Source organism: Chitinophaga oryziterrae (assembly GCF_009758125.1).
Taxonomy (GTDB): Bacteria; Bacteroidota; Bacteroidia; order Chitinophagales; family Chitinophagaceae; genus Chitinophaga; species Chitinophaga oryziterrae.
Genome location: NZ_WRXO01000003.1, coordinates 293,263 through 319,562, shown reverse-complemented (window position 1 = coordinate 319,562; position 26,300 = coordinate 293,263). Strand labels below are relative to the sequence as shown.

The 26,300-nt window shown below is 43.2% G+C and carries 14 protein-coding genes; 9 read left to right on the top strand and 5 right to left on the bottom strand.

Features of this window, described 5'->3' with window-relative positions; all coding sequences use genetic code 11:
* The first annotated feature begins 7 nt into the window (after positions 1 to 7).
* The 4 genes from GO495_RS13270 (at position 8) to GO495_RS13255 (ending at position 6,910) form a co-directional block, all read left to right on the top strand.
* Positions 8 to 532 (top strand): DUF1572 family protein, encoded by a 525-nt coding sequence (locus GO495_RS13270; RefSeq protein WP_157300178.1) that lies wholly within the window; start codon positions 8 to 10, stop codon positions 530 to 532.
* Positions 533 to 937 carry a hypothetical protein gene (locus tag GO495_RS13265; protein ID WP_157300177.1) on the top strand — a complete coding sequence of 135 codons (405 nt, stop codon included), beginning with the start codon at positions 533 to 535 and terminating at the stop codon, positions 935 to 937. It abuts the gene before it with no gap.
* Positions 937 to 1,986 (top strand): hypothetical protein, encoded by a 1,050-nt coding sequence (locus tag GO495_RS13260; protein WP_157300176.1) that lies wholly within the window; start codon positions 937 to 939, stop codon positions 1,984 to 1,986. The genes GO495_RS13265 and GO495_RS13260 overlap by 1 nt, the downstream gene beginning before the upstream one ends.
* A gap of 133 nt (positions 1,987 to 2,119) precedes the next feature.
* Positions 2,120 to 6,910 (top strand): translocation/assembly module TamB domain-containing protein, encoded by a 4,791-nt coding sequence (locus GO495_RS13255; protein ID WP_157300175.1) that lies wholly within the window; start codon positions 2,120 to 2,122, stop codon positions 6,908 to 6,910.
* A gap of 247 nt (positions 6,911 to 7,157) precedes the next feature.
* On the opposite strand, the gene GO495_RS13250 is transcribed toward GO495_RS13255, so the two are convergent.
* From GO495_RS13250 to GO495_RS13230, 5 genes are all read right to left on the bottom strand, one after another.
* On the bottom strand, positions 7,158 to 7,757 hold the full coding sequence (locus GO495_RS13250) for a hypothetical protein (protein ID WP_157300174.1): 600 nt from the start codon (positions 7,755 to 7,757) through the stop codon (positions 7,158 to 7,160).
* Positions 7,758 to 7,845: 88 nt separating this feature from the next.
* Positions 7,846 to 12,450: a DUF6443 domain-containing protein gene (locus tag GO495_RS13245; RefSeq protein WP_157300173.1), complete on the bottom strand. Its 4,605-nt coding sequence runs from the start codon at positions 12,448 to 12,450 to the stop codon at positions 7,846 to 7,848.
* Positions 12,451 to 12,452: 2 nt separating this feature from the next.
* On the bottom strand, positions 12,453 to 12,866 hold the full coding sequence (locus GO495_RS13240; protein WP_157300172.1) for a hypothetical protein: 414 nt from the start codon (positions 12,864 to 12,866) through the stop codon (positions 12,453 to 12,455).
* Between the two features lie 7 nt (positions 12,867 to 12,873).
* Positions 12,874 to 16,791, bottom strand: a complete 3,918-nt coding sequence (locus tag GO495_RS13235; RefSeq protein WP_157300171.1) for a DUF5977 domain-containing protein — start codon at positions 16,789 to 16,791, stop codon at positions 12,874 to 12,876.
* 307 nt (positions 16,792 to 17,098) lie between these two features.
* Positions 17,099 to 18,301 (bottom strand): bifunctional 3,4-dihydroxy-2-butanone-4-phosphate synthase/GTP cyclohydrolase II, encoded by a 1,203-nt coding sequence (locus tag GO495_RS13230; RefSeq protein ID WP_157300170.1) that lies wholly within the window; start codon positions 18,299 to 18,301, stop codon positions 17,099 to 17,101.
* 359 nt (positions 18,302 to 18,660) lie between these two features.
* Between GO495_RS13230 and GO495_RS13225 the strand changes: the two genes are divergently transcribed.
* The 5 genes from GO495_RS13225 to GO495_RS13205 all read left to right on the top strand — a co-directional run bounded on the left by GO495_RS13225 (position 18,661) and on the right by GO495_RS13205 (position 26,297).
* Complete coding sequence (locus GO495_RS13225; protein WP_157300169.1) at positions 18,661 to 21,840, top strand: TonB-dependent receptor; 3,180 nt, start codon at positions 18,661 to 18,663, stop codon at positions 21,838 to 21,840.
* A gap of 105 nt (positions 21,841 to 21,945) precedes the next feature.
* A complete protein-coding gene (locus GO495_RS13220) occupies positions 21,946 to 23,085 on the top strand; it encodes an ATP-grasp domain-containing protein (protein ID WP_157300168.1) in 1,140 nt (379 codons plus the stop codon).
* Between the two features lie 80 nt (positions 23,086 to 23,165).
* Positions 23,166 to 24,266, top strand: coding sequence for a carboxylate-amine ligase (locus tag GO495_RS13215; protein WP_157300167.1), 1,101 nt, complete (start codon positions 23,166 to 23,168; stop codon positions 24,264 to 24,266).
* Between the two features lie 16 nt (positions 24,267 to 24,282).
* Positions 24,283 to 25,104, top strand: a complete 822-nt coding sequence (locus GO495_RS13210; RefSeq protein ID WP_157300166.1) for a type 1 glutamine amidotransferase — start codon at positions 24,283 to 24,285, stop codon at positions 25,102 to 25,104.
* On the top strand, positions 25,101 to 26,297 hold the full coding sequence (locus GO495_RS13205) for a hypothetical protein (RefSeq protein WP_157300165.1): 1,197 nt from the start codon (positions 25,101 to 25,103) through the stop codon (positions 26,295 to 26,297). The genes GO495_RS13210 and GO495_RS13205 overlap by 4 nt, the downstream gene beginning before the upstream one ends.
* Positions 26,298 to 26,300: the final 3 nt, after the last annotated feature.

The window sequence follows — 26,300 nt, the reverse complement described above, 5'->3', positions numbered from 1 at the left end:
TTAAACCATGATAGAACAGCTCTATTTGGACAGCGCCATCACAAGACTCAGTTATTATAAAATGCTGGGAGATAAAACCATGGAGCAGTTAACAGGTGAACAACTGCACTGGCAGCCTGATGGTGAACCTAACAGTATTTATCTCATCATCAAACACCTGAGTGGGAACATGCTCTCCCGCTGGACAGACTTCCTGACTTCCGACGGGGAAAAACCCTGGCGCGACAGAGATACAGAATTTGAAGAAGCGGAAGCCTCTAAAGAAAACATACTGGACCTATGGGAAAAAGGATGGACCTGCATGATAAATGCACTCTCTGCATTACAACCCGCTGATCTGGAAAAAACCATCTTTATCCGCAATGAACCACATTTCGTTATAGATGCCGTCAACAGGCAGTTATGTCATGTGCCTCATCACGTTGGACAAATTGTGTACATTGGCAAAATGATCAGGAAAGAAAACTGGCAAAGCCTGTCTATTCCCAAAGGACATTCACAGGATTTTAATAGAGAAAAGTTCGGAAAATAAATGAGATACTTACTACTGGCTTTATTCCTCACAGCCTGCAATAGCAGTCATACCAACAGCCTGCTGATCCATAAGAAATGGCGCGTATACGATTTTGTGGTTCCGCCGGGATCCCCCTACGATAACACGCAAATCACCCAGGCCATAGACCTGAAGCGTGGCTACTACAGTAACGTATATTATCAGTTCCTGGATAATAACGTGTTCATCGCTACCATTGATAACAAACCAGACACCGGGAAATACCAGTTATTGAGCAATGGCGCTGTCATCTCCATCACGGCTCCCAATGGGCTGCGCGATGCAGAAAACCTGGTCACCATCACCAACCTGGATGAAACTCATTTTGATATGAAAGTAAAATCCGGCGAATATTACTTCATCATCAAAACAAAAGCGGAATAGTGCAGACCTTACGTACCGATATCACTCCTGGTAATACCGTTGATATCAACGGGAAAGAACACCTTTTCTTTTCAGGCTTCTCCTATCTTGGGCTGCATACGCATCCCCTGTTCAAAGAAGCACTGAAAGCCGGTATTGATCGATATGGTACGATATTCATCTCCTCCCGTATAGCCAATGTGCAGCTTTCCCTGTATGACGAGCTGGAACATGCATTGGCAACTGCCCTGCACCAGCAGGCAGCAGCAACCTTCTCTTCCGGTTATATGGCATCCCAGGCGGCTGTACAATACGCTGCCACACAGGGTACGTTACTGTATGCACCGTCTGCGCATCCGGCTCTGTGGCTGGGTAAACCTGTAATACCGGACATTCCCTGGCACGACTGGGCTACACAGACCATAGCATTGATAAACAGTCATGCAGATGATACGTTTGTAGTAGTGGCTGATGGCGTGAACCCGCTCACCAGTACCATCAATGATTTCAGTTGGTTAACACAGCTGAAAAGAAAGGCATTGATATTGATCGATGATTCGCACGGTATAGGTATCCTGGGGCCTACCGGCAATGGTATCACGCATACACTGCCCCCGCAGCAGGATTACCTGCTGGCCGCCTCCCTGGCAAAAGCCTATAGCGTTCAGGGTAGTGTGGTAGCCGGCAGAGGCGCCCACATTGCCGCTATTAAAAAACTACCCCTGTTCACCGCAGGTACACCGCTGATGCCTGCCAATGCATATGCCTTCCTGCAAAGCCTTTCGCTGCATGATACGCAAAGAGCACTGCTACACAAACAAATCGCTTACTTTAAGATCATTACGGCAGATATCCCGAATGTCCATAACCCGTTCCTGCTGCCTATGTTCGTATTACAGCAGCCGGCAGGTATAGAAACACAACTGCTGGAACATGATATTATTATTTCTTCATTCAGATACCCATCACCGGATAGTCCACCTATCAACAGGATAGTCGTTTCTGCCCATCATACCTCACACCAACTGGACATTCTACATAAATTGTTAAAAAATAATACTGCGCAATAGTCGGCGGATTAGTGGCGTTAGGCTTATTATCATAGATAACCGGCTATGGACTATGGACTAATTCAACTATTTTTGCCCGGAATAAACATTTGCTGCGCTGAAAAAGGTACGTAAAATAACATCTATTGTCCTGTTGTCTATATTAGGGATCGCTATTTTACTGGGTATCCTGGTGAACATACCGGCTGTCCAGAACTACCTGGTTCAACAGGTCACTTCCCGTTTATCTGATCAACTAAAGACAAGGGTACAGATCGATCATGTTAATATACGGCTCTTTAATAGCTTACGGCTGGAAGGCACTCTCATAGAAGATCAGCACAAAGATACGCTCCTGTATGCGGGCGTACTGCAAGTACGTATTACCGACTGGTTCTTCTTCCAGGAGAAACCGGTCATCAAATTCGTAGGACTCGAAGATGCCCAGATCAATTTCTTACGCCGCAGGAACGACTCTGTCTGGAATTATGCATTTATTGAGGATGCCTTTAGCAGTGCTCCCGACACCAGCAAAACCCCTAAGACAGGAGGAGGCCTTTCCATAGATCTTCGCCAGGCCGATCTGCGGAATATCCGTATCAACCAGGCAGATGCCTGGGTGGGAGAAGATATGCGCATTGTTGCCAAACGTATTTACCTGGATGCCAAGAACCTGGACCTGAAACAACATAACATTGATATCCAGGAAATGTCCCTGGAGAAACCAACGTTTATCATTTCCAGTTATGCCTCCTCTCCCCTGCGTCATCGCCGGCCTAAAACGGCTTCTGCGCCGCTCACGGATACCGCCGCTATTCCTGCCCTGCGCTGGAACAGCAATAACTGGAAACTGATTGTAAAAGACCTGTCCATAAAAGACGGGATCTTTGGCGTAGATGACTTACAGGATACTACTGCCGTAGAAGCCGGTTATTTTGCACCGCACCATATCCGCTTCAATGAAATCAATCTGCAACTGACCAATACCAGCCTCATAAAAGACAGTATCATCGGCGACCTCACCTTAAAAACAAAAGAACGCTCGGGCTTTGAGCTGAAAAAACTCACGGCCAGGTTTAAAATGTCGCCGGTGGAAATGGAGTTCTCCGATATGGACCTCGTAACACCCCGCAGTCACCTGCGTAACTACTATACCATGCAGTACGCAGATATCAGCGATATGAGCGACTATATAGACCTGGTATACATGCGGGCCCATTTTGTAAACAGTAAACTTTCCTCAGACGATATCGCTTATTTCGCACCGCCACTTGCTTCCTGGAAAAAGGAAATCTCTTTAAGCGGAGATGCCAGAGGCCCTGTCAGCAATCTCAAAGCCAGTAATATAAACCTGCAGGCCGGTCCGAATACCCGCCTGAAAGGTAGCCTTGAAATGCGTGGCCTGCCGGATATCAATGAAACCTTCATCGATTTTCACACAGACGAGCTGGTAACCACCGGGGCCGACGTACAAAGCTTCATTCCTACTTTGCGGAATGTAGACCCGGTACGTATAGATCACCTCACTAACATCGGGTTCGCAGGTAGCTTCACCGGATTCGTGAATGACTTTGTGGCCTATGGTAAATTCCAGACCAACCTCGGTAACGTGAACTCGGATCTGAACTTTAAGACCAGCGGTGATGTACCGGTATACTCCGGTAGCCTCACCACCAGTAACTTTAACCTGGGCGACCTGCTGGATGTTCCGCAACTGACCACGGTTTCTCTCAGCGCTAAAGTAAACGGGGCGGGCTTCAACTTCAAAACATTAAATGCGTCTGTAGATGCAGATGTGCAACAGATATCCCTCTACGGGTACTCTTACAGTAATATTAAAACCAAAGGGGAACTCAACCGTAAATTCTTTAACGGTTCTCTTACCGCCAATGATCCTAACCTGGATATGGATTTTGCGGGTACCATCGACTTTAACGAACCGGTACCTGTATTTAAATTCAACTCCGATATCCGCCGCAGTGACCTGAAAGCCCTGCATATCGTCAATGACTCTCTCAATTTACAGGCTAAACTTGACCTGAACTTTGCTGGTAGTAACATCGATAACTTCAACGGTTCTGCCAGGGTATACGATGTGTCCCTCCACAGGAATAATCACCGCCTGGAATTCGACTCCCTGAGTTTGGCCACTCACCTGGATAACGGCGTAAAAGTGCTGTCTATACAGGGTAGTGAAATTGGCGGATATGTAAAAGGTAATTACAGCTTCATGCAACTGCCGGATGCCTTCCGCCTGTTGCTGAATAAATACTACCCCAGCTATTTTACGACTGCTCCTGTTGGGGATATCAAACAGGACTTTTCCTTTGCATTTCAGTTAGGACAGGTAGATAAACTGATCCGTGGATTTACGGATAAGATCTCAGGGTTTGATCAGTCTAAAATTGATGGATCGTTAAATACGATCAAAGGTAATCTCGCCCTTAATATTTCTGTTCCGGAAGCGGCTTATGATAAATATAAGTTCGAAGACCTGCAACTGAAAAGTACAGGGAATTTTAATAAGATAGATATCAGTACCAGCATTGGTAAAGTATCTTCAGGGACCCAGCAATGGCTCCAAAACCCATTGATACTGGCCAGTTCCAGCAAGGATACTTCTTATATTAAAGTAGATTTACAGGCAGAGGATACCTCTTCCCTGGACGGCTTCTACGCCCGGGTGGTAACGGTACAGGATGGTGTGAAAGTGAATTTCATCAACAGTGCTTTTACTGTCAATGAAAGACAATGGAACGTAACACCGGGCAATGAGATCTACTGGAGTAAACACTTCCTCACCGTACATAATCTGCGCGTTACCCGTAACGAACAAAGTGTGACCGTAGAAACCAATGAATACAATCCGGATGAATCCCGGTTCAATATCACACTAAAGAATCTGAACCTGGCTGATGTGATCCCCGCCCAGCTGACCACCATGCGTATAGAAGGATTAGCAGATGGTTCCATCAGCGTATCCGACCCTATGCAGAACCTGGACGTTGAAGCGGACATCACCACCAGCGAACTGCGCCTGGACAATGATTCTCTTGGTCTTGTTACATTCAAAGGCGGCTATCGCCAGGAAACGGAAGAAGCTACCTTCTCCGTAGCGTCTGAAAATACCGGTAAGAGCTTCGTGGCCAGTGGAAAAGTAGGCGTATCCAGCACTAACAATAATATCCTCGCAACGGTAGACCTCAACGGGGCTTCCGTAGCATTGCTGGACCGTTTCGTAAATGGATATGTGACAGACCTGAAAGGATTGGCTACCGGCAAACTGGATATCAGCGGAACTACCTCCCGCCCTTCGGTAAAAGGCAGTCTGAAAATAGATAGTGTGGGTGTAAAAGTCCTGTACCTGGGTACACATTATACCATACCTAAATTGAATATAAACGTAGATGATAACCTGATCGAGTTCGGGAACTTCACTATTATAGATAAAAATAACACAAAGGCCAGTGCCAGCGGATACATCTCTCATGATCATTTTGACAACCTCAACTTCGACTTCGAAGTAACGGCACGTAACTTTGTATTCCTGAATACAGAAGCGGCGGACAGTGATTTATTTTATGGAGATGTCATTGCAGATGGTAAGGTATACTTTACCGGACCATTGAATGATCTACAGTTGAAGATCACGGCAAGACCAATAAGGGGTACGCATTTTTACTTACCGCTCTCTGATAGTAAAGACATAGGAAGATCGGAATATATCACGTTCAAGTCTTACGGTACAGAGATGAAGGAAGAGAAGAAAAAGCGTAAGGACAACGTAAAACTGAACGTAAAACTGGATATATCTGCTACACCGGATGCACAGATAGATGTGATCATGGATGCGGCTTCCGGGGATATGATCTCGGCTAATGGTACAGGTAATCTACAGATACAGGTAAATACAGAAGGCGATTTCAGCATGTTTGGTAACTATGAGATCAGTAACGGGTCTTATAACTTTACTTTACAACGCCTTACCAGCTGGAAGTTTGATATAGACAAGAACAGCTCCATCACCTGGAATGGCAACCCCAGCGAAGCCAAAGTAGATATCCACGCCAAATACTCTTTACCTAAAGTAAGTTTATATAACCTGGTGGGTACCGCCTCTACTTCCAGTGATAAACTGGCTACCCGTACAGAAAGAGTAGATATTCTCATCAACCTGCGGGGCGAACTGATGAAACCGGACATCACTTATGAGATTAACCTTCCTGAAGTAGGTTCCCTTGCATATGAAAGTGGTGTGGCAGCTAAACTGCATGAGGTAAACCTTGATCAGAATAAAGCATTGCAACAGATGGCCGGTCTGCTGCTGTTCAATCAGTTCCTGCCGGATGATCCTAACTCTGCCGGTGCCGCCAATGTGGCCATTACCGGCAAGAACAGTGTGGGACAGGCGCTGAGCGCGCAGGCACAGGCAATCCTGAATAATATCACGGGTGCCTTGCTGAAGAACAGTGGTATTGGGATCAACGTTAACTACCGTGCTTACAACGTAAGCAACCAGGATAACTCATCTATGGACCGTAACCAGGTAAGCGCCGGGGTAACCAGCAACCTCTATAATAACAGGATACGCCTGTATGTGGGTGGCGATTACGACTGGGGCAAGGCTGCTACTTCTACCAATGCCAACCGCTTTGCCGGTGACTTCCGCGCTGAATATCTGTTAACGCCCGAAGGACGTGTGCGTATTAATGCATTCAGTAAAACGGACTACGATGTATATAACCTGGTGAACCGTAACAAGGCTGGTATTGGTATCTCTTATGTACGTGAGTACAACCGTTTCTCAGAGTTATTTAATGAAAGAGAGCGTAAACGGAGAATAGATTCCTTCCGCAGGGCGGATGCTATTAAACAGGAAGAGCTGGAAAAACAGGAGTTGCAACAGAGAAAAGATACGTTACAAAAGAAACCAACGCCTAAGTAATCAGGAGGCTCCTTCAAGTCTCCTTCATACCTGAAGCATACCAGATGTCTGGAAGCATAAAATGAGAAGAGGGCCTCAATTACTTTTGACGCCTCTTTTTCGTACAACGGATTGGACAAATGCCGGACTTTGCGTGAGTGATTTTAAGAGGAAAATGTCATTTTTAAAATTGGCATAATATTGAAATGAATATCTACGGAGGGTTTTGTGACAATCTTACTGGGAATATCGCTGATATCATACGCACTTAAGGTATCCATGGTGTAATATCGTCTGCGGATAAGGAATTAGGATATCGTGGTATACGTTTAGGCATGAGGACATCGAAATCGTTTTCATTCCATTCAGCGAATGCATATTTGTTGGTTAAGGGCTTATTTTCATAATCAAATACTATAATAATCTTTTCCAGAATGTCACGATTACGCAGGTAATTAAATATATTTTGTTTCCCCTCTCCATCATGCATGGCCATGTCTAAAATAAATAGATCATGCTGTCGATAATGATACTCAAAATTGAATAGTTTCTTAGCCGTATAATCATACATACTTACCAGTCTTGGCGTGATATTGGGTAGAAAACTAAAGAAATTGATAAAATAATCAGCATCACCCCGTTTACGTAATACTTTGCTAACGCGCCTGCGCTTTTCAAACCAGTTTCCTGCAACATCTCCTACTGTGAGCATATATGACTGGTGCGTAGCTTTGCTGTGTTCACAAAGGAAAGTAAGAATATCATAATGAGGAAATTTTATATAATATACCTTGCCCGGCACCATAGAAAATGGTGACAATCCATATTGATTAATAATTACGTCTTTGTCTAATAAAAATGGTTTCATATTTTTTTGATAATTACACCCTGACTCCAAAAATATAGTAATCAGGGTGTAATTTGATTTTTTGTTTTCCCATCAAAAAGTAGGATTACTATTTAGATCCTGGAGAGCCTATTTTAGGGAAAGGTTTAACATTAACATTATAATTAGGTGTATAATAAATTGGATCTATTATAATGCTTTTCAGATAAAAGTCATTTCCGGTTTTTATATATATAAGCGCAGCGGCAGCAGCCCTATGGTTACCTTCACCAACTACTGTTGATCCATTTACTTTAAATCCACCCGCTTTAGGGATTTCGGGATTGTTGATAGCAGAGGGAGTAGATCCCATTTCAGATGTCATCTTAAGATAATATTCTGTTACAATTTTATTACTCAAGGTCCCAGTTTGCTCGCTCTTAAGACTAAAATCACTCACTACCTGATCAATTCGTTTTACAGGTATCATATCAATTTTACCTTCCCATCTTCCAGTCCAGGGATTATGTTCTGTCAATTTTGCATCTTTATACCCACTATATGCACCCAATACAGTTCCGGTAACGGCACCTATTTTTAAGCCATCAATAGCCCCGGCCCAGGCGTCACCACCATTCAGATATGAACTCACAGCACCTGTCCCTGCCCCCGTAATGCCACCAACAGCTCCGTTTACTAAGGCCGTTCTAACTACCGGGCTGATTGTAGCCGTTCCTATTGCTTTTGCAGTAAAGGAACCAATTGCGGGACCAATTGCCTCTCCGATTGAACTACTTACTCCGGCACTGATCACACCTATTGCTGTACTTGAAATTAACTGTCCCGGATCAATAGAACCTGTGACATTAACCTGGGTCACCAGACTGTTTCCCAATCCCATTACCGCACCACCCGCAAGCGGGCCACCATAAAGAGTAGCAATACCAGAGGCCGCTCCTACTCCAAAGTATTCAAAGGCTGATCCTACACTTGATATATTCCCCCAATTCATTGCCACATTTATCACAGCCCCTATACCTATAGAGATCAGATCATCTACTCCCAGGTATCTTCCATCCGGGTCTGTTTTATTAGGCCAGTAGTTACCCATTCCTACATAAGGACTTGGAAACTGGTTTCCCGGATCTGGAGAGTGCCATCTTCCAATCTGAGGATCATAATCCCTTGCTTCAAAATTATACCACTCCGTACCAGTTCCATCACTGAACTCATGCCGTTGTATTTCCTGTCCCTGATATAGATAATTGTTCACAATACCTGCATATGCCTGACTACTGATACCTTCCATTATAAGGCCTTGCGGGTAGTAATGCGTTTCCTGCAAGACCGTTCCTGTGATCGCTGCTACTGTCACATCATCAAAATACACATCCTGAGCTGTTTCATTACTGGTATAAACATACAGGAACCCACTTTCTGTAATTGCCATCTTGTCAACAGACAATGTCTGTACAGTATCCGGTTCATTCTTCACCTGTCTTACTCCACTATTGTTATCTACCATTTTAAACCGGTCATCAAACAATACAAAATTCAGGTATGCTTTGGGTTTGCCATTATATGTCTCATCAGGATTCTTTTCTTTCAAACGTCTGTAAACATCACCGTATGTATTATTGTAAAGATCATTACGACTGGCCCCTTGTAGTCCTTCATGCACCGGGTCACTGTTGGAAGTACCTCCAAATACCTTTGCCATTGCTGCAACCATATCTTCGGCAGAAGCAGGGGCACTATTATTTTCACGTCCTTGTGATTTATAAAAGGCTTTAGCTCTGATCAGAATAGTATCTCCTGCCATCACTCTGAGAATAAGTGAGGGCCCTATTTTCTTTCCACCGTCTTTAGCGTTTAGCTTGGCTACGAAAGCATTTTTACTGGCTGTGTCTGACTTTGGATAACCTATAGGAGTAGCGGTACGTGTCTCTTCTACATTGCTGAACAGTGCTGCTTCTTTAGCTGCACTAGCTGTTTCCATCGTCGCAGTGTACATACTGAAATCCGATTGTTCTGTCAATATAGTACGGATATTCCCCAGGTTATCCTTTAGGTAGTAGTCAAATACATAGGTAGGTGTTTTATTTGCACTATAGACCATCCTCACCCGACCTTCTTCATGATCAAAGAATTGAAGGGTATCGTTCCGGTATACATATCCGTCTATATAATCAGTGGTAATGGTTTTTACAGGTACAACTGTACTGTCAATTACCTCTTTACGCAATTTTCTCCCTGCTGCATCATAGGTGTATTGAATGTTTCCTTTGCCCATAAAGTGCATGGTCTCAGGTAAATTCAGAAAGTTATAGGTGATAGCTGTTATACCTTTGTTATTATCCCTGGTCAAGTTGCCATTCGCATCATAAGTATAATCATTATTGCTGTTCCCATTAATCTCCTTAAAATCACCCAATGTAGAGGACGCATCATTACTCTGATCAACGATACCTTGTAACCTGTTACTGTTAGACACGTATGTATAGGAAAGATTATCAATATTGACACTGCCACCAGTTTTATAACCGGTTTGTGATAACGCAAGTATATTTCCATTGGCATCATAGGCACTGCTAGTATTCATACCATCCCCAAGTTTCATAGAATAATCTATTCCTGCGCTGGTATTCCATCCACCATTGTATTGTGTAAAATCAGCTTTCATCAGGCGGTTTGCCATGTCATAATTATACCCATAGGACCTATAAGCATTATCACTGATCCCTCTCCACTTTACACCAGACAGGCTACCGTTGTATTGAACAGGAGTATAGCTACTGTCGTAAGACAATTGCATACCAAAGTGATGATTTTTTCCATCCGTGGTACCATTTGCGGCATAATTTTTATTAATACCTTTAAGCCATCCACGGATATTATAATCATACTCTATACTATCTATGCCTCCTCCCAGTACCCTGCATGCAATCTGTCCTAATTCATCATAACGGAAAAGAGCTACCTGCTTATTTACACCATCATCATTAATTTGTTTTGTTACAGTAAGTAGCCTTCCTGTTTGTTCATAGGTCATGGTTGTCAGCACATTTGTTTGGTTTGCAACTGCACTATGCTTGTTAGTATGACGGAGATATGTGCTTAACAATTTACTACTGAAATTGTACAGATTAGAAACAACTTCACTACCACCACTAATATTTTCAGAAATTATCTGGACCAATCTACCCTTATCATCATAATAATCACTATTCGTTAACCATTGATTGGTACCCAATACTCTTACCTTATTACCGGTTATTTTCCCTATTGTATTGCTACTTACACTGCTTATAGGTTCTGCACCTGCATCGCCGTTTGATATCAGTTTGGAAAAGTCACCTACCTGGACAGCCTGGACACCATTAAAATCATAACTATCATAAAAAGTATATGCCAATGGGGTCAACTGACTTGCCCCTATATTGGGTAAAGGGTTTGATGCACTGACAGTGATAGTGCCACCGGTCAGTGAAGTATTGATCTGAATGAGCTCTTCACTATTGTCACCGGTGTCAAATCCCGGAAGTATGGTTACCGAATTGGTAGCTTCATAAAGTGTATTATCATTTATAGATGTTATGAGATCTGCAACCCCTGGTTGTGTATAACTGATTGTCTGAGTAGGGGTAACTGTGTTCATACTGGACTGTAGCGAGTCACGGGTGGCGGTAGAGACATATAGCCCTACCATGGTACTTCTGTCCTTATCATCATACAAAACTACCTGCCACTTACCTTGTTGCCTTAAGTTACCATCCCTTACAAATACTGTCCTGTTGCGCACATCATACACCGTTTCCACAGAGTCTGCATCCGGAGTCTGTTTTACAATATTTCTTCCACGGGCGTCATACTTGTATTTTGTAATCAGGTTACTTACCGTACTTACATTCCAGCTTCCATTGATCTTTTGAATTGCCAGAGGAGGCAAGATGACACGAAGGCTACCCATATCATCATAGACATTATAGGTGCATAGCCAGTTTACATGTCCATTGCCGGGGCTTGATCTGAGCTGAACCTTGCTTAAAACTGTCTTCCCTTCTCTGTCAGTATAAAAAACAACCTGGGTGCCATTTTCATCTGTAGTCACTGTTTTGGCTAATTCTCCTGTTGAATAGATTTGTGAAGTAACAGGTAAATCACTACTGTTTAATGTCCATATTCTCACACTATCAGCCAGTGTATTGGTTTCATAGGACACCGTTTTCCCCCTTTTGCTTCCTCCCCAGTTAGTACCCTGGTTCAGGCTTTTCTGTGTCCTGCTTAATGGTGAACGCTCGTATATTGTTTGCAGATATGGAAATTGTTCACCCTTGAAAATGCTGTTGTAAAATGTTCCCTGTTCTGTCACAGGATCAGTCTTTGCATCGCCTGTAGCAGTAGGAGAAACATAAGGGAGATAGGTATACATCACCCTGCCGACGGAATCATAAGTTAATAAGCTTACCAGATCCTTACCCGTCGCTGAGGTTTTCCTTTCTATGTCCTGCACTGATCTACCGTAGCTATCAAACAAATTAGTCGTTTGCAATACTTCGCGATTAGTTCTGGATAGGTCAATCACCTGGGCGGCTGTTTTTAAAGGGACTTGCGGCACCCAGTTACGTGAAAAACTATTTTTAAAATTGAGCGTGTCGTTTTTCATTTGAGCCATTCCCCGGAAGGACGCCATAACAATTAAACAACATGTAAGATATTTATATGTCGGTTTCATTTTTAGTCATTTATGATACTTGAATCTGGTTCAGGTAATTCCTTCACGATGACGTTTGCAGCAGCAGCTCTTTCTTTCATCTCGTTTCTTTTACGGATAGCGTTTCCTCTGAAATGCTGCCATTGCTCGGCTGTAAGTGTACTTTGCATTCGTTGAAAGAAGGTAGCACTAATAGCCCTGATCATTCCATCTCTTAGCGTAACGTCATTACTTACCTTATTCAAGCTATCTATACTTTGTTGTGTTTGCTGAAAGATCTGTAAGCAATATCTGTATTGCTCATCAGATAAGTTGAGCTGTTTTTTCAAGTGTAATACAGAACCATTTCTGATAGTATCTGTATGGGCTTGCCCAATAGCATCTTCGCTAAAAAACAACATCAATGATAGTATGGGTATTTTTATAACAGCTTGCATAATCTGGTTATTTTATAACGTACAGGCCGGTTTTAAGAGAAAAAGTCACATTACATGTGTAATCATAACATGGGAATCCCGCTGGTTGATCACATTCCGTATATTCATAATAGTAGGTGGTTCCTCCTATCATTATAAACGTTGTACCACTGACAGTCGCCTGCACATCATGGGAATTACCTGACTGACATGGATCTTCCACATGCACTGTAACCAGCAGATTGCTCACATTTTTAGGTATGGTACATGCGGCATCTGCATAAAATCTTACTACTATATCTTCCGTATAAAAACTGGTTACATTTTCGTAACTCATTTTTATATAGGTAGTATTACAACTGCCATTTGTATTTGCGTAGACTTGTCCACGTTGTATTGCTTCGTTCGTCGCCAGACTATCTGCAATGTATTGGCTCACGGCAGAAGTATATGTACCAGGATTAACTGTATAAGTAATAGTATCGGGTATTTGTGACGCGGTACAGTTCGTTTGGATGAATTTCCGTTTGATCTCATTATTCTTATAGGTTACATTACAATTCACTTTTTGCCCGGCATCACCAAAACAATGCATTTCTATAATATTCTTTTCCACATCCTTTACCAGTATTTTCCTACCTATATCATCATATTCAATATAGGTGATATAATTATTGCCGTTACAGGTACTTGTAACGCCCTTAAAATACTCAACCGTGATTGTGTTCATGGTGGCAGATAAAGGATAAGCCCTTAATTCGTCAATCAGCAGATTACTACCCGTTACTGTAATTGTTGTGGTTGTATTAGGTAATGTATGCTGATAACAGTTCCATCCTCTGTAGGAAAGCAGCTTCACACCTGTGGTACCATTGACACCTGCAGCATTTCCTTTAGTCCAGTATGTGACGAGGTATGACTTCCCTGATACCACTGTAGCTGTAATACTGCCATTCAGTACGTAGGACAGTTTCCCTGTTATCGCATCAGAATAATTGAAAGTACCCGCTGGTACTGTCCAGTTACCATTTGTAGCACCTTCGAAGCTGGTATAAGCCATCTCTCCATAGGCAGCGTTATTAACTGTCGCCAGTGCTGCCTGATGTTCATCATCCCAGATAATTGACTGTTTGACTCCCATAAGGTTATCTGTAGCTTCAAGCGCTACTGACTTACTGTCAAACTTATCCACAGTACTGGTCAGTGGCATCAGCGTAGTATTTCTGTTCAGTACACTACCATTAAATGCACCAATTGTTGATAGTGGCACAGGCTGACTGCTCAGTAGTTTATAAGTGTATTTTGGTTTGGCCTTAACTGACGTCAGCAATTCATAACCTGTAATGGAGGCATTCTGAAGGCTCGTTGTCGTAGGTGTTTTGAGCCATGATTCTACTGCCACAGGTACTACTATACCACTATCTTTCATCAGCTTCAACGCACCGGTGACAGTATAGTTGTAAGGGTAATAAATATTAGTAAAGGTATACTTTTGCAGATCTTTGCTTAACCATTTTTTTATACTTACTGTATTATATAAACTATCATAGGTATACTTTGTCATGACAAGCAGCGTATCTGTACCTGCCAGTACCTTTTCTGCAGTGGAATCAAGTGTTGTTTTTCCTGTCACAGGATAATAAGGATCTTCCCCATAGCCATATCCTGAGACCGCACCTGATGTTGAAACGGATTGTGACTGGCCGGTTAACTTTATTGACAGGAAAGCCGTATCTGTAGTTGTTTTTACATAAAAGTTATACTTACTCTCAGTAATTTTCAACAGTTTGTTAGCCTGGTCATACATAGATACTTTTTTTGGCAATCCAATTTCCCAGGCAGGATACATCTTTGATGCATATGGAAATTGCGGCGGTACAGGGTAATAATTCAGTTCTTTATAAGTAGAATATTCATATACAGTCTTCCCGTTATTTTGTGTCACCTCTTCTACTCTGGAATATCCTACAGGACTGCCCAGTACATAATCCAGGTTGTTCAGTGGAGTGGATACTCTTACTGTATAATCCTTCTTTGAATTTACGGTAGAACCCCGGGTCGTCCGGTAATTAATTGTATAAATGTAATCAAACCGGGGTTTGAAAATTGCGAAGCCTGAACTACTCCCACTTTCAGTCTTATACCTGTACTCCTTTACCATGGAAGGAGATTGGTTAGTGGAATCCTGTGTGGTAACCTTTTTGATACGTATGCCACCTACATAGGCAAAAGAAGTATCCTGCACCTCATTCAGCCAGTTCAATGTATATATTGGAACATCGCTGGCAGTACAAGTGCCGGTAGCTGCCCAGGATACTGTATAGGTGCCTGCTGCAAGATTCAGTGTCCTATAAAAACTAGAAAGTGGCTGAAACTGATCCACTACCGTTCCTGCTGCATTCTTTAGCGTAATGGTTACCGGACAGCCTGCAGTATCAATGGTAACATGTCCTGTTAAGGACACTGTCTGACTGGAATACTTGGTTATTGTAAAGGTTGCAGATTGAGGATAAGTAGCAACCGGACCAATCGTAACTGCTTTACCATCCTGGTAATAATACGTTTTGATATCATTTGCTTCATAGTCAAATGCGGTCTTACTGCCTCCCGGGTACTTAATGGCTGTTAATGTACCAGACTTAACATAAGCGGTATCCACCTCTCTGTTTGCTCCTGTAAGTGATCCTAAACCTGGAACCAGATCGCTGTTTGTTGTTTTATTATTATAAAAACCCCAGTAATCCTCTGCCGTGGTTCTCACCTTGGGAACAATATAACCGACATAGGTAAACTCATAGGGAGACGACAATGTCTGAAATTGTGTATACTGATAGATCTTGTTCAACTTCATTTTGGATATACCAGTATCAGTACTGTTATAGGGATATTGAATTCCTTTATTTGAGAAATAGCCATATTCAAACTTATACCCACTTCTTAAAATAGAATCTTTCAATTCTATTTTGGTTAAAGCATATTCACCGGGGACATCTACCCTTTGTAAGGAATCATAGATAAAATTCAAATTTACATTGTAAGGAAATTTAATCTGGAGCAGGTACTTGTTATCGACCACTACATAATCAGAGGAGTTATAAGTAGTAGTCGCTTCTCCTGTATAATCAAATTTACTGGTTGGCATATAAAGTGCTCTTCCTGCAGAGACGTTTTTATATATAAATCGGATGGTATCTTCTGCAAAAGGAGAAGTAACAGATGAAAGATACCACGAGGAAACATATCCCAGAAATTTATCGTACTCAGTAGACTTATTTCTTGTCGTTATTTCCGGTATATCAAATGTATAAGTACTTCCATCTTCCGTGATCATGGTAAAACTGGTGATGCTACTCATCGTGGCACTACTGATCGTACCCGTCTTCCAACGAATCTTAATATTTTGCTCAGGTATCAGCATTACCTTCTTATCTTTCCCGATTACAAAGCTGCCGGAATAATTTCCTACATTGAACTCAAATACATCCTGCTGACTGTCTACAGAATCCTTTGCGTAATTGTCATCAGAGTATCTGGTAGCTCCTCTGCCAGTTAAACTTCCAGGATCTACTAAAGGCGTGTTCATAAATCCACGGGAAGGATGATCATCAGGGAGTCCTCTCAGGGAACGGATAATAACACCTCCTGCTTTTAAGCGCCATCCGAGTCCAACAGGTGTTGCCAATTCCTCTGCTTTTATTCCACCGGAATAGTAATTCAATGATACAGTGCTACTAATTCCATTTCTAGAATAACTATGAATGGGAATACTGATATTGGGCATCCCTGTAAAATAGTTTACAGGGATATTCACCCCTTTGTCTGTGGAAACGGCGTTGGCGGAACCTCCAATACTGTTTAAATTAGGGGCATTCTGGGCACGAACATTGCAAAAGCATGCGAGAACGACCATCGTCATCAGGACAATAGTTCGCAGATGGATCATCATTATTAATCTTATTTATTTCCGTCTTGAGATATATTACCTATTAGATTAACTTTTTCAATCGTGTATGAATAGGGTATATGGTTGATGCTATTGAAGGTAGATAAGTGCCTGGTATAGGTTTTTATGCAATACAATAACAAAATTAGTCCAGTAAAATAGCAATTATTTTTAAATGGGAATGGTATTATATGAAAATTAACACAAGGGTGATAGATGAAAGCTGGAAAGAACGAAAACTCCGCTGATAATATAAAAAAGGCGCCTCAGTTACTTTTGAAGGCGCCCTCTTCTCATTTTAAAAAACATCTTATCCTTTCAGGATCTCATGACCCAACTTATCTCTTTTCGTTTTCAGATAGAACTCGTTATGAGGATTGGGTACCACTTCAATAGGTACATTCTCCACCACTTCCAGCCCATATCCTTTTAATCCTGCACGCTTGCGTGGATTATTGGTAATCAACCTCATTTTGGTGATATTCAGATGACGGAGGATCTGCGCTCCCACGCCATAGTCCCGCTCATCCATCTGGAAGCCCAGTTCCAGGTTAGCCTGAACAGTATCCCGTCCTTCTTCCTGTAACTTATATGCTTTCAGTTTGTTCAGCAATCCAATACCACGGCCTTCCTGGTTCATGTAAAGGATCAATCCCCTGCCTTCACGCTCTACCATTTCCATGGCTTTGTGTAACTGCTCACCGCAATCACAGCGTAAGGAATGAAGGATATCGCCTGTTACACAGGAAGAGTGAATACGAACCAGGACAGGTTCACCCTTTTCCCAGTCGCCTTTCTTCAGCGCCATATGTATATCTCCGGAATTCACCTGTTTAAACGCAATGAGTTTAAAATCACCATATTCAGTAGGCATATGAACAGCTACCTGTTCTTCTATCAATGTTTCATGCTCTAAGCGGTATTCTATCAGGTCTTTAATGGAAACGAGTTTCAGATCGAACTGAGTGGCTATTTCACGTAACTGAGGTAAACGTGCCATGGAGCCATCTTCATTCATGATCTCTACGAGTACGCCTGCCGGCTCAAATCCTGCCAGCCTGGCCAGGTCTATGGTAGCTTCTGTATGGCCTGCGCGACGGATAACACCACCTTTTTTGGCTTTAAGGGGGAAGATGTGTCCGGGTTTGCCCAATTCTTCGGGGCGGGTATTCGGATCGATTAACGCCTGTACGGTTTTTGCACGGTCGGAAGCAGAAATACCGGTAGTACAACCATGTCCCAGCAAATCCACAGATACCGTAAACGGTGTCTGGTGCAGGGCGGTATTATCGCGTACCATCATTTCCAGCTTCAGTTCATCACAACGCTCCTCTACCAGGGGAGCACATATTAGTCCACGGCCGTAACGGCTCATAAAATTGATGATTTCCGGCGTCACATTCCTGGCCGCCGTTACAAAATCACCTTCATTCTCACGGTCCTCATCATCCACCACTATTACCAGCTTGCCCTTCCTGATGTCTTCTATGGCTGATTCTATTGTATCTAACATAAAGATCTCCTGTTAAGTTAATATGCAAAGTTATGCTAAAAACAGGTTCAACAGGCATCTGCATCAAAGCACTCATACATATAACTTTTCAAATATCTGATGATTTGTACAAAAAGTTGTTTAAATCGGCAACTACAGCAGCAAAGAGATAAGTATTACAAAGAATTCTATTCGAATTTTTAGAATTTCTTTGTTTGTTTCTTAAACAAACTCCACTAAATCGCAATTAAATTGTATTCGTATCCAATAGAAGAACCATTATCCGGAAAATAACCAATGGCTTAACAATTTGTTAATTTATAGTTAAAATCTGTTAAAGATTATTCACCAACTTTGCGACATAAAATCAAATTGCAAATATGGGCTTTAAAAAATTGTTACTCACATTCATTGTACTGTTGAGCGTGTGCTACTCTTTTGCACAGGTAACCACCAGTGGAGTTACAGGGGTGATTAAAGACGACAAGGGGCAAGGACTAATAGGCGCTACCGTTAAAGCGGTACACGTACCCACCGGAACCGTTTACGGGACAACAACGCAGGAAGGTGGACGTTATGCTATCCCAAACATGCGTGTTGGCGGACCTTATACCATTACTGTTACCTATGTAGGCTATGAAACCTCTACCTACAAAGATCTTTATCTCAGCCTGGGTAGTCCTCTTACCCAGAACGGTAAGCTGAGCGATCAAAGCAAATCATTATCTGAAGTAACTATTACAGGTACCCGCAACGGTATCATCAGTTCTCAGAGAAATGGTACTTCTACTAACATATCCCAGCGTCAGCTGACCGAATTACCGACAGTTTCCAGAAGTATCCAGGACTTTACCCGTTTAACACCGCAGGCTGTACCAACTTACAGCAGCACAGATGGTAGTCCTTTAGGTATCTCTTTCGCTGGCCAGAGCAATAAATTCAACCAGTTCTCTGTAGATGGTGCCAATGCGAATGACGTATTCGGTTTGTCCGCTACAGGTACAAATGGTGGTCAGACAGGTGCTAACCCTGTTCCGCTGGAATCTATCCAGGAAGTACAGGTAGTATTGTCTCCATATGATGTTACCCAGAGCGGTTTCACCGGCGGTGGCGTAAACGCTGTTACCAAAAGTGGTACAAATACTTTCCATGGTTCTGCCTATTTCCTGAACCAGAACGAAGGTTTCATCGGTAAAAACGTACTGAACCAGGTAAAATACCCTGAATACAAAAACACTACCTGGGGCGCAAGCTTAGGTGGCGCTATCGTAAAGAACAAACTGTTCTTCTTTGTAAACGCAGAAAGAAACGACATATCCACTCCACTGCCTTACAATCCTGCGGAAGCTGGTTCAGGTTCTAAATTTAATCTGGCCCGTCTGGACAGTATCGCTACTTATGTAAAGAGCCTGGGTTATGATCCGGGTAGCTATACCGATATCAATAAAAAACAATACGCCACTTCTGTATTTGGCCGTATTGACTGGAATATCAGCGACAAACATAAACTGACCATCCGTCACAGTTATGTAGATGGCAGCAACTACGTAATTTCCCGTACCGCTACTACCATGACTTACGGTAACAGTGGTTATTATATGCTTAGCAAAGCCAATTCTTCTGTTATTGAGCTGAACAGTAACTTCAGCAGTACCAAATCAAACGTACTGCGTGTTACTTACAACCGCATCCGTGACAGCAGAAAAACCAGTGAATTCCCATCTGTATATTTACAGGAAAACTCCCTGAACTATAATATTGGTTCAGACTTTTCTTCTGTAAGGAATTCACTCAACCAGGATAACTTTACCATCGTTGATAACTTCACACTTATCAAAAACAAACATACCCTTACTTTTGGTACTGATAACCAGTTCTATAATACCAATAACGTATTCCTGCAATACTACTATGGCTATTATAACTACAAGAGCGTTCCTGCATTCCTGAACAACAATGCAGCTCCTGCTACTTATGGTATCAGCTATTCTACCAAAGGCGGTGATGATAACGCACCAGGTAAAATCCATGCAGCTCAGTTCAGCGTGTACGGACAGGATGTATGGGATGTAAAGGAAAACTTCAAACTGACTTACGGTCTGCGTATAGATTTACCGGTATTCTTCAACAAACCTGATGAGAATGCGGCTTTCAATGCATCTGCCATCGCTACCTCCAACAACGTAAACAACACCCAGACGCCAAAAACAAGGTTAATGTTTGCTCCAAGAGTAGGCTTTAACTGGGATGTGAAAGGTGATGGTACTACTCAGCTCAGAGGTGGTGTGGGCCTGTTCACCGGTCGCGTACCTTTTGTATGGATCTCAAATGCTTATTCCAACACCGGTATAGCATTCATCAAATCAAGTGCTACTCCTGCTGCAACGCTGCGTTTCAACTACGATCCTACAGACATTCACAAGGGTGCTTATATCCCTGCTAGTGGCGCTCCTACTGAAATCGACGTTACTGCCAAGAACTTCAAATACCCTCAGGTATTCCGTACCAACCTGGCTATCGATCAGAAACTGCCATGGTGGGGTTTAATTGGTAGTGTTGAAGCATTATATTCCAAGACTTTCAACAACATCAACTACAGAGACCTGAACGTTGGTCCTCAGGCAGGTAACGTTGCTTTGGGTAAGGATAATTCCCGCCCATGGTACAACTTCCAGCGCAAGGATGCTACTTATACAAACGTTATTTATCTTGATAATACCAGCAAAGGTTATGCTTATAACCTGACCGTTCAGATCCAGAAACCACTGTATAAAGGTTGGACTGGTAGCCTGGCCTACACTTACGGAGAATCTTACTCTGTGAATGATGGTACCAGCTCTACTGCTTACTCTAACTGGCGTTTTGCTTACAACACCGGTGGTCTGAACAGCGTATCTGAAGCTACTCACGCTAACTTCGATCCGGGTCATCGCATTATCGGTTATCTGTCCAAGACTTTCAAATATGCAAAAGGACACCTGGCTACTACAGTAGGTGTTGTTTACTCCGGCTTTACCGGTCAGCGTTATTCTTATCTGTATAACTACAACCTTACCGGTGATGACGTTTCAGGTAAAACAGGTTCTGCCAGTTTGCTGTATGTTCCTACAGATGCAAGCCAGTTTGCCAACCTGACCGTTAACGGTACTGTAGTTACGCCTGACCAACAGTTCCAGGACTTCAAAGAATTCAGTGCAAACAACAAATACCTGGAAAACCATGCAGGTCAGAACACTGAGCGTAACGGTGCAAGAATGCCATGGGAAAGCCATTTCGATGTAAAAATTGCCCAGGACTTCTATGTTTACAAAACGCATAAATTACAGGTTAGCTTCGATATCCTGAATGCTGCCAACCTGCTGAACCACAACTGGGGCTGGTCTTACTACCTGAGCAATCAGTCAGTACCACTGTTCTCTGTTGTTTCACAGACAAACACACCAACATTCACCTTTGATAAAACAAAGATGAATAACATCAACGGTATCCTCAGACCTTACACCGTGAATGATTACTTATCACGCTGGAGAGGCCAGTTAAGCATCCGTTATAGTTTCTAATACATTCAATCTATATCTGGCGGGCTGGACTTCTTTTAGTACCAGCCCGTTTTTTTTGTATTGGCGTGAATATTGAGCTTCAACCACTTGCAAAACAAACTCAGGATGAAAAAAATAGGACTACTTTCCGGTCAGGAAAACAGCTTCCCCCAAGCTCTTATAGACCGTATCAACGAAAAAGAGGTAGACGGCGTAACAGCAGAATTTGTGTTGATAGATAAAGTGATCCAGGGTATCCCCGTAGATTATGCCGTAATACTGGACCGCATTTCCCAGCACGTACCTTTTTACCGCACCTGGCTGAAACAAGCCTCCCTGGATGGTACGGCAGTCATCAACAACCCTTTCTGGTGGAGTGCCGATGATAAGTTCGTGAACAATGAACTGGCACGCAGGACCGGCGTTAAAGTTCCGAAAACGGCGCTGCTGCCTTCCCGTAGCTTACCGGACAATACTTCTGATAAATCCTTCCACAACCTGGTTTATCCCTTCGACTGGGACACTATCTTTGAACACATCGGATTCCCCGCTTACCTCAAACCTTACAATGGCGGTGGCTGGAAAAATGTGTATAAAATACATAACCGTGAGGAGTTCTTTGCACAACATGCCCGCACCGGACAACTGGTGATGATGCTGCAGGAAGAAATTGCCTACGAATCTTATTACCGTTGTTACTGCATCGGTGGTAAATATGTAAGGGTGATCCCCTACGATCCTTATCAGCCTGAAAATCAAAGGTATTTACAGGAAGATAATGGCGATAATGCCATATATAGCGCTATCTCCCAACAGGTTGCCATGCTGAACCAATACCTGGGATACGATTTCAATGCAGTGGAAATTGCAGTGAAAGACGGTGTCCCTTATGTGATCGACTTCTGGAACCCTTCACCCGAAGCAGATGCTCATACCATTGGTGCAAAAAACTTTGAATGGGTGATAGAGACCATGGCCAGCTACCTCATTGAACGTGCAGGTAAACAGGTTCCCGGAACAGACAACCTCACCTGGGGTACTTTCCTGCAACAGGCTATTCCTGGCAAACAAACGGCTATTGTTCCCGGCGCAACACCGGTATCAGCGAAGAAACCCGATGTACTACCTGCGAAGAAATCAACTGCAGCAGTAAAACCTGCAGCAGCGACGAAGCCTAAAACCGTGAAAGCTGCTAAGGCAGAGAAAGCACCCAAAGAGGAAACACCTAAAAAGGCCCCCGCCAAAAAGACTAAAAAGAAAGAGTAAAGAGACTACCTTTGGACACTATTTACGAGGCTGATTAAAACTTTTAGTCAGCCTCGCTATCGTTTTACCAATAGCGCCACATGTCCAAAAATTTCACCCTCGGCATAGAAGAGGAATATATGGTTATGGACCCCACCAGCCGCGAGCTGAGGTCTCATGAACAAAAGATTGTCGAACAGGCCCACAAAGTGCTTCCAGACAAAGTAAAAGCCGAATTTCATCAGGCTGTAGTAGAAGTAGGTACCCAGGTTTGCAATAACATAGACGAAGCCTTTGCTGATGTATCGCTGCTGCGTAAAAGCATTGCACAGATTGCTGGCGACCTCGGTTTCAGTGTGGGTGCCTCCGGCACACACCCCTTCTCCAAATGGGCCATGCAACTGATCACAGATCATCCCCGCTATTCGGATATCGTCAATGAAATGCAGGATGCTGCACGCTCCAACCTCATTTTTGGATTGCATGTACACGTAGGCATGGAAAACAGGGAACTGGCCCTGCATATCGCCAATTCCGTGCGTTATTTCCTCCCCCATGTATTTGCGCTCAGTACCAACTCCCCTTTCTGGGAGGGCAGGAATACCGGCTTTAAATCGTTCCGTACCAAGGTATTCGATAAATTCCCCCGCACCGGTATCCCGGACTACTTCAGCAGCATTGAAGAGTACGACCGTTATATACAACTGCTGGTAAAAACCAACTGTATAGACAACGCTAAAAAAGTATGGTGGGACCTCCGGGTACACCCCTACTTCAATACAGTGGAATTCCGGATCTGCGATGTTCCGCTCACCGTCAGGGAAACCTGTACCATAGCCGCCCTCTTCCAGGCGCTCTGTGCAAAGATCTACAAGCTGCGCATGCAGAATCTCAACTTTATCATTTACAACCGCGCCCTCGTAAACGAAAATAAATGGCGGGCTTCCCGCTATGGTATTGACGGTAACCTGGTAGACTTCGGGAAAGAGATGGAAGTCAATGCCCGCGCGCTTATTTATGAGTTGCTGGACTTTGTAGATGATGTAGTGGATGAACTGGGCAGTCGTGATTATATCGACTACACCCGCTACATGCTGGACAATGGTACCGGTGCAGATCGGCAACTGGCAGTATTTGGCCAGACGCAGGACCTGGTATCCGTTACAGATTTTATTACTTCAGTTTTCCTGAAAGATTGCTGATCCTTAACTTTGCAGCATGACACCTACCAAGCAGCACTGGAAAGTGGCAGTATTAGATATGTATGAAGAAGTGCCGAATGAAGGCATGCGTTGCATCAGGGAAGTCCTGACGCAATACGCTAAAACACATAACCTGCAACTTGAGTTTGACGAATTTGAAGTAAGGGTGAAGGAACAATTCCCTGACCTCTCCTATGATATCTACATCTCTACCGGCGGGCCCGGCAGTCCGCTTGACAGCGAGGGCAGCAACTGGGAACGCCACTACTTTTCACTCATGAATGATATCATGCAGTGGAATACCCAATCAGCTGAAAAAAAACAGGTTTTACTGATCTGTCATTCCTTTCAACTCATGTGCCGTTACCTGGAACTGGGGAATGTATGCCGGCGCAGATCTCCTGCCTTTGGCGTTTTCCCCGTACACAAAACCAGCGCAGGCGAAGCCGAAACCGTTTTCAGCGAGTTACCCGAACCGTATTATATCGTAGATAGCCGCAACTGGCAGGTGATCCAGCTGAACCAGCAAAAACTGGAAGACGTAGGCGCCCGTGTGCTGGCTATTGAAAAGGAAAGGCCGCATGTTCCCCTGGAGCGGGCTACCATGGCCATCCGCTTTAATGAATATTGTATCGGCACACAATTTCATCCCGAAGCTGATGCTGCCGGGATGCGGATGTACCTCCTGCAACAGGAAAAAAAGAACCAGGTGATCACCAATTACGGTGCGGAAAAATATTACAGCATGCTGGAACAACTATCCGATCCGGATAAGATCATGCTTACCCGCGCCTCTTTTATTCCATCCTTTCTGGACAAAGCAATCTTTAATCAATGATCCCTTCCCTGCGAGCATCTTACAATCAGCATTTCACCGCTCAGTTATACCAGGATTTCCTGAATGGAATGGCTGAAGAAGCGGGTGAAGCACCTGCCTTCAAAGTAGCAGAAACACCTGTTTTTATACCGGCCCAACTAACAGCAAAACTGGTACAGGCCTGCGATGCGATCATAGATGTCATCGTACGCCCGGATTTTAAAACATTGACTAAAGACGCTATACCAACCGGTATGCATGTACCCAATGAAACAGCACATCCTCATTTCATGGTCATCGACTTTGCAGTATGTAAAGATGAACAGGGAGTATTGAATCCTCAACTGATAGAACTACAGGGGTTTCCTTCTTTATATACTTTCCAGGAACTCATGACACGGCAGTTCCGGGAGCATTTTAATATACCCGGTACCGTTAATAATTACTTTAACGGATTGAATGATGATACTTATCTGAAACTGCTACAAAACGTAATTACAGGAGCTTACAAAACAGAAGAGGTCATCTTACTGGAAGTAAGACCTCATGAACAAAAAACAAGAATAGACTTTTATTATACAGAGAAGAAACTGGGAATTACACCTGTTTGCATCACAGATCTGATACAGGAAGGCAAACAACTTTTCTATTTAAAAGATGGTGTAAAAACACGTATAAAACGTATGTACAACCGCGTTATCTTCGATGATCTCCTGCGTCAGCGACCAACACTGGGAGAACACGTGGACCTCTTCCAGGATTTAGATGTTGAATGGATCACACATCCCAACTGGTTCTATCGCATCAGCAAGTTTACCATGCCTTTCATTCATAATGAATTTGTGCCTGAAAGCTGTTTTTTAAACCAGTTGCCATCAATCCCGGAAGATCTCGGAAACTACGTACTAAAACCCTTGTTCTCTTTTGCAGGACAAGGCGTAGTAATAGACATTACACCGGAAGATATAGATCAGATCAAGGACCCGGAGAACTGGATATTACAGCGTAAAGTACAATATGCCCCTGCTATAGAAACACCCGATGGCCCGGCCTATTGTGAAATAAGAATGATGTATATATGGGAGGATGGCGCTACGCGGCCATTGCTGGTACACAACCTTGCCAGGTTAAGTAAGAGTAAGATGATAGGCGTTACAAAAGATAAATCACATACGTGGATAGGCGGTAGCTGCGCCTTCTTCGAAGGGGTTTAACAG